The organism is Anoxybacillus eryuanensis (assembly GCF_051200995.1).
Classification (GTDB): domain Bacteria; phylum Bacillota; class Bacilli; order Bacillales; family Anoxybacillaceae; genus Anoxybacillus; species Anoxybacillus tengchongensis.
Genome location: NZ_JBPODS010000003.1, coordinates 332,315 through 338,665, shown reverse-complemented (window position 1 = coordinate 338,665; position 6,351 = coordinate 332,315). Strand labels below are relative to the sequence as shown.

At 38.7% G+C, this 6,351-nt stretch carries 5 protein-coding genes and 2 pseudogenes; 4 read left to right on the top strand and 3 right to left on the bottom strand.

What is annotated here, in order from left to right; genetic code table 11:
• The first annotated feature begins 205 nt into the window (after positions 1–205).
• Positions 206–1,330 (top strand): MMPL family transporter, encoded by a 1,125-nt coding sequence (locus HNQ84_RS06300; RefSeq protein WP_435621529.1) that lies wholly within the window; start codon positions 206–208, stop codon positions 1,328–1,330.
• A gap of 206 nt (positions 1,331–1,536) precedes the next feature.
• On the opposite strand, the pseudogene tnpC reads toward HNQ84_RS06300, so the two are convergent.
• A pseudogene (tnpC, locus tag HNQ84_RS06295) lies at positions 1,537–2,922 on the bottom strand (IS66 family transposase).
• A gap of 185 nt (positions 2,923–3,107) precedes the next feature.
• Between tnpC and HNQ84_RS06290 the strand changes: the two are divergent.
• The 3 genes and pseudogenes from HNQ84_RS06290 to HNQ84_RS06280 form a co-directional block, all read left to right on the top strand.
• A complete protein-coding gene (locus HNQ84_RS06290; RefSeq protein ID WP_435621528.1) occupies positions 3,108–3,329 on the top strand; it encodes a hypothetical protein in 222 nt (73 codons plus the stop codon).
• 176 nt (positions 3,330–3,505) lie between these two features.
• Positions 3,506–3,856: a hypothetical protein gene (locus tag HNQ84_RS06285; RefSeq protein WP_183250458.1), complete on the top strand. Its 351-nt coding sequence runs from the start codon at positions 3,506–3,508 to the stop codon at positions 3,854–3,856.
• Positions 3,857–3,960: 104 nt separating this feature from the next.
• Positions 3,961–4,341: pseudogene (locus HNQ84_RS06280) on the top strand (IS1380 family transposase); the annotation flags it as partial.
• A 166-nt stretch (positions 4,342–4,507) separates the two neighbouring features.
• Here the strand turns inward: HNQ84_RS06280 and HNQ84_RS06275 are convergent.
• Both HNQ84_RS06275 and HNQ84_RS06270 read right to left on the bottom strand, forming a co-directional pair.
• Positions 4,508–5,701, bottom strand: coding sequence for an MFS transporter (locus HNQ84_RS06275; RefSeq protein ID WP_435621527.1), 1,194 nt, complete (start codon positions 5,699–5,701; stop codon positions 4,508–4,510).
• Between the two features lie 83 nt (positions 5,702–5,784).
• Positions 5,785–6,288 carry a winged helix-turn-helix domain-containing protein gene (locus tag HNQ84_RS06270; protein ID WP_435621526.1) on the bottom strand — a complete coding sequence of 168 codons (504 nt, stop codon included), beginning with the start codon at positions 6,286–6,288 and terminating at the stop codon, positions 5,785–5,787.
• Between the last annotated feature and the right edge of the window lie 63 nt (positions 6,289–6,351).

Below are 6,351 nucleotides of genomic sequence, written 5' to 3'. Positions count from 1 at the left end.
TCCTTAATGTTGATTTCACCACTAACATTATTGCCAGGATTTCGTCAGTGCTTTCTCTTTTTTGTCACTAAATCACAAAATTTGGTGATGAACCACATTTTTACCTGCTCTTCTCTCTATAATAGGAGGAAATATTAATAGGCTACAAATTTTAAATGTGAACGAGAGTGGAGAGAGTGTATGGCATCGATTTTCCAAGTTTGTCATGAAAAGAGCAGGAAAATTGGCTTTGATTAGTTTCGGAATTTTACTTCTATTTTCAATTCCTATTTTTCAAATGAAACTAAGTATCCCAGATGCTACAGCACTTCCAAAAAAGTATGATACTAGAATAGCGTATGAAACGTACGAGAAGGAATTTTTGGGTAAAAATCATTCAGAAGTCTTAATGATTGTTCGTATGAAGGAAAATAATATACTTGAGGAAGAATCTCTTAGACAGATTGAGAATTTGTTGCAGAAGTTGAGGAAAGAAAACATTGTGGCGAATATCGATTCTATTTTTTCAATCAAGGGAGATTTAAATTACCAGCAACTTTATAGGCTTTTGCACAACGACGAAACGAGGAGAAAATTGGATCCTGTTATTGATAGATTGGTGAAAGGTAATCAAACAATCTTTACAGTTCGTTTAAATGTTGATTTTGATTCGGAAGAAGCAAAAGAGTTTGTGAAACGTTGGGAAAAAAATGACGGTCAGATGGAAGTGCTATTGGGAGGGTTACCAAAATTTAATCAAGAGATTTATGATGAAATTTCGGGAAACTTTAAGTACAGCTTATTGATAGTCTTTACATCTACATTTGTTATTTTAGTGATAGCATTTCGCTCAATCGTTGTTCCTTTAAAGGCAATTGTGATGAATATCATGAGTTTGATTGCATCATTCGGTCTTTTAGTATGGATTTTTCAAGAAGGGCACTTTGGTTTTGAAGCGGTTTCGACCATTGCCCTTATGATTCCGGTTTTCGTTTTTGGAGTTGTCTTTGGCTTGTCTATGGACTATGAAGTTTTCTTGTTGTCCAAAATTCAAGAAATCTACTTGAAGACGGGGGATAATGATAAAGCTACGATTGAAGGATTATCCACAACTAGTAGGGTGATTACCTTTGCAGCGCTTATTATGATTATTGTAACAGGAGCATTTGCATTTACAGGCATTGTGCCTGTTAGACAGATGGGATTAGGTATAGCTTTAGCTATATTTATTGATGCAACAATCGTTCGGCTATTGCTTGTTCCATCTCTAATGAAACTTATGGGAAACGTCAATTGGTGGGCACCTAAGTTTTTAAAAAAGCTTCAACAAAACGTTTTTTATGAATACTAAAAAGAATACGTCAAGGCAAAAAGCGTCGAAATGAATAAGTTTTATGCCGTAACAATAAGCTTATTGTATCATTGTAACTATTCACCCCAATAGTAGCGTGTAAAGAAGCGCAACACAAATAGGGCATCCCTGTGATAAAAAATGCCCTACGTAGCGGAAAGAACACGATCGAGCGTTTCGCCCGTCAACAGAAGACATAACGAATCTCACACGTTTTTTTCGTGTTTCGTCAGTGTGGAAACGATGCTTCTTGTGATGCAAAACGACTGGGCGAATGTTTCTTCGCGAAACGTACCCGAAATGTTCTCTTTCACTTTGACCATGCGAAGATCGCGTTCAGCTTGGTTGTTGTCAAAGGGAACATGCACTTCACGTAAAAAACGCAGCGCTTCTTCCTTTCGTTTCTGAAGCCGTCGAACAAAAGCGAGTGCTTTTTTCGGAAGAGGCGTCATCGTTTCCAATCGGTGCTCTGCTCTTTCTAGGATGCGATCATACACTCGTTCCCATCGTTTCGCTTCTTTTTCGGAAAGTGCACCGTGATGGGCTTCGACGGCTTGTTTAGTGGCTAACAGAAACGTGGTCATGCGCGATGCCCATGTATGCCCTTGTTCGATGAAACCCTTCAATTCACGCAAATGATGGGCGTGACAAAGGGCATGGGTGGCTTGCGTGTATTTTGGATACGTACCGAACCCATCGTGCCTCATCGTCCCTTGATATCGCGGAAGAATCCCGCTGTCATCGGTCGCTTTCTTTCCACGAGAAACGTGAGGAGCCAAGTACGTACATTTCGATGTACACGCGACATGCACCCATGCGAGTTTCCCATCCATGCGCAAACTCGTTTCATCGACATGCAGGATGTTGGATTCAAGTAAGGCGTCTTCAATCATGTCCATATTGGATTCTAGCGCTTGGCGACCTCGTTTCACCATATTGGCAAGGGTTCCTGTACTGATTGGGTGTTGATATCATGCTTCGACCGTATCACTTAAACGTTTGTAAGGGATCCATTGGATATGGTGCAAATATACAGCGAGCGCCGTGAGACGTGGACCATATTGCACATGATTCGTGACATGTGGTGGAAACTCCGCTTGTTGAACACATCGGCAATGCGGACAGGATTTCACTTCACGCTCATGTTGTGTCACTTCGATCGTCACGGGAGGGAGATCGAACACTTGACGGACATCGACTTTGAACGGTTTGACTTCACGCAAAGAAGCCCCACATCCTTGACACGTGTTCACACGATGGACGATGCGATGATGTGGATGTTCCACTTGATGGAGCGTCGTTCCTTGATGTCCTTCTTGTCCGCTTGGCTTGTTGCCAGATGGCTTGCGAGAAGAATGGGTGTGAAAACGGTCAGAAGATGGGGGCAAATGGCTATTGGAGCTGTTTTTTTTCGTGCGTGCTTCTAGCTCTTGAACGCGATACTTGAGTTGTTCATTTTCTTTGCGTAACTGTTTGTTTTCGTGACGCAAATGTTCATTTTCTTGAACGAGTTGATGAATGAACTGTTTCTGTTGTTGGACTTTGCTGATTAAGCTCTCAACTGTAAATACAGCTTGTTGTACCGTCAACATGCGATTCACCTCCTTGTCTATCAATATTCACATCATAGACAGGAAAAGCAAAAAATATTCATCTCACTTGATCATGTGGCTGAATAGTTACGATTGTTATAAGTATATTTTGGGTAGCAACATTTCAACTGAGTGAAATGTTGTTCCTTTTCATCTTAGTACTCATTCAACTAATGGGGAGCGCTTTGCTAAAAAAATTTGAGTTACAGCCAAAAAAAATGAATCAAAAGGAAGGAAGAAGCCGAATGAATCGATACCAGAAAATTGCCATAGGAGTAATGTTGTTCGTGCCTTTGATTTTCTTGATCGTTTCTTTATTGATGGACAGATGGGGATTTTTCCTTTGGAGTTTGGCACCAAGCTTTACTGTGGGGATGACGGGATTTTTCGTAGCGAAAGATAAATAACACGCATATGTTGTACACCTAGCTCTCTTGTTCATTTTCTTAATATTAAGATTTTTTAGCACCTTGAATCCGTATAATGAATTTTTAAAGGGAGAGGAACAATGCATAATATTCGTAGTGCTAGTTCTCAACTAGCACTACGAGTCAATTTATCTATTATGTGAGGTGTTCTCCACATGCACCAGCATCTTCCTTTGGAAGAAGAAGTGATGAACATGTTAATTGGTGGTTTTTCCACAGTAATGTTCATTACAATTGTTATGGTAATTTTCCTTTGGAGAAGGAATCAAGCACAAAGATCAGCATTTTTCTGGATTTTCTTACATTTTGTATCGTTCTCTATTGCGGTATACTTGGGATTAAAAGCAATTTCTTTTGACATTAATCATCCGATGGCATCAGAAGAAATTTCCCTTCTTTTAGGTGAATCAGGGGCATTATGGAGAGGGAGTATGATTTGTCTGGTGGTTGGTATTTTTAAACTTTCAAAAGTAACGAAGGACGATCAAAAAAATAAGGTTTTGTAGTTAAATATCTGAATCCGTGATAAAGCATTTTTACAATAGATACGAACCATTGATACCATGAGGAAAAACAACGTTAGCGACTTTTCATCAAGTAGGTGAATACGATGAAAGATCTCCCGATTCGTTTTGTATTGACAGATGAAGCGATTACCTCAAGCGCTAGGCTTGCTTTCATTGTCTACTTACTCCATCAAATGAAACTGGATAAATGAGCAGACGCCCTTCAGCTCCCAACGGTTCGTCGAGATTTGCACATTTCCCATAGCGACGTCATCCGCTCGATGATCGGCTTGCTTGCAACAGGAAAAACGGATTTTGATCATATCGAAGCGTATCGTCAGTACGGATATCTTTTCGTTCGGCACGTGCCTTCCTCCCCGACGTTGAGACAGCGTCTCGAACAGCTCACTTGTCTTCTGATGACCGAAACGATTCTTTGGGAGGAGTTCATGCGTCTGTTGATTCAACAACACTCCACCTTAGCGAACAGAAGGAACAAATCGTACAACTGTAAGGTATAAATATTTATACCCATGGCGATAGTTGAGAGCTAACGCCATGGGTTATATTCATTTGTTTATCCATGCCAATGCCGATAATATGAGAATAATGGTGATTATTTTGACGAGTAGACTCTTTAAGTCTTTTATGTTACCGAATTTGTTCATCTACAGTAATAGAAGTTTTATCATGAATTTTAGGTACTACCCAATAAATAATAATTGCTGGTAATAGAAAAATGGCAGCCACCAAAAATGTTGTTGTTAGTCCAAATTCTAATGCAATAATTCCAAAGATAACACCAGATAGGATTTCTCCTAGGGCACCAACTCCTGAATTTAAAGAAAATAGAGTATTTTTGTAATTATCCGGGAAAAATTTATTTAAATAACTGATAACAATTGGATGTCTAACATCTTCAACTGCTAACAATATTGAAGTTGCGATTGCCCCTAACGGTTTGAAACCTATTGTTAATACTCCTACTAATAGGAGGCTGACTGATTCTACAATTGTTAAAGACATATATGGATTTTTTTCTATTTTTTTCTCTAATTTCATTGTTATTCCTAAGAGAATTAAAGCAAATATTCCTGCTAGTGCAAAGATATAGCCTAGTCCGGTTTCGGAAAAACCCATCTCATTGAGTAAGGGCTGCCAATATCTTGATACCATATCGTAAGTTAAAGCGGTAAAGAATCCAGATAATACAATTAAAAATACTTTTCTTTTATGAAAAACTATTTTTAAACTTTGTTTTAAGATATTTAAAAATGACTCCTTAATATGTTCCTGTTCGTGTTCAATTTTAACAATAGGAACTTTAATAAAAATTGACATCCATATAAACAAGATTGTATAAAGTGCTACTACGATAATAAATGGTAAGAACATATTATAAGAGTATAGGTAACCACTAGTAATACTACCAACAACAATAAATGCAATGAGTATTTGAGTATTTTTCATTACTTCTTTCCCGAATCTCTCTTCTCCTACAACTCTACTCATCCAAGTTTCTAGTGATCCAGAAATGAGTGCATCTGATAGAGCCCATATAATCATAGCTAATATACAGATAATTAATGTATCAATGAAAGGAAAGAAAGCCCATGTTACAACGGAGAGAAAAAAAGAACCCGCAATTGAGAGTTTGATGCCATATCGGTCCGCAAATGTTCCGGATGGTACTTCAAAAATTAACTTTGCTATTTCGAAAATTGTACCTAGCAATCCAATTTGTAGTAAATCATAACCTTGATCCACCAAGTAAAGAATCCATATAGGAGAAAATAATCCCATTGCAAGTCCTCTTAGAACTGCAAAAAATTGAATAGTACGCATACTTATACTCCTCTATTAATTATTTAAAATCTTGTAGAACAATAAGTTCAAAATCAATGGCTTCCTTAAGATATTTAGCGATATTATTGAAATGCAGCTTGACGCTTGGCGTCTCCTTTGACAAGTTTGTAAATTGGGCGTGTCCATGATAAACGCAAACGATGCAACAACTTACGAATACCTTCACGTGACATCGAAACGCCATAGGTATGTTGTATGTAAGATTGTAAAATACGCGTGTTCCATGATGAAGCAATGCCCCAGCCAGCATCCACAGGTGTAGTAGTTAACACGAGTTGTCTGATTTCTTGTTGTTGTTCTTCCGTCAGAAATGGTACACGACCAGGCGGCAAACGACGATCGAGTAGATGATCGAGCCCACCTTGATTAAAACGTGCAACGTAGAGGACAACGGATTGACGGCACAGATTGACCATTTTTGGGAAATCTGTGCCAATATGACCTTCCATGACGAGACGAACAGTGGTCACCCGAACGCGAAGGGAAGCATCTTTGATTTTCTGTTCTTGTTTCCGAAGTGTTCGAGGCGTCCAACCGTGATCATTTGTAATTTTAAGACGTTTCATGTCCTTTCCGCTCCTTTTACACATGAGTATGTAGGAGCAGGATATCCATGAAAAAAGATGTCC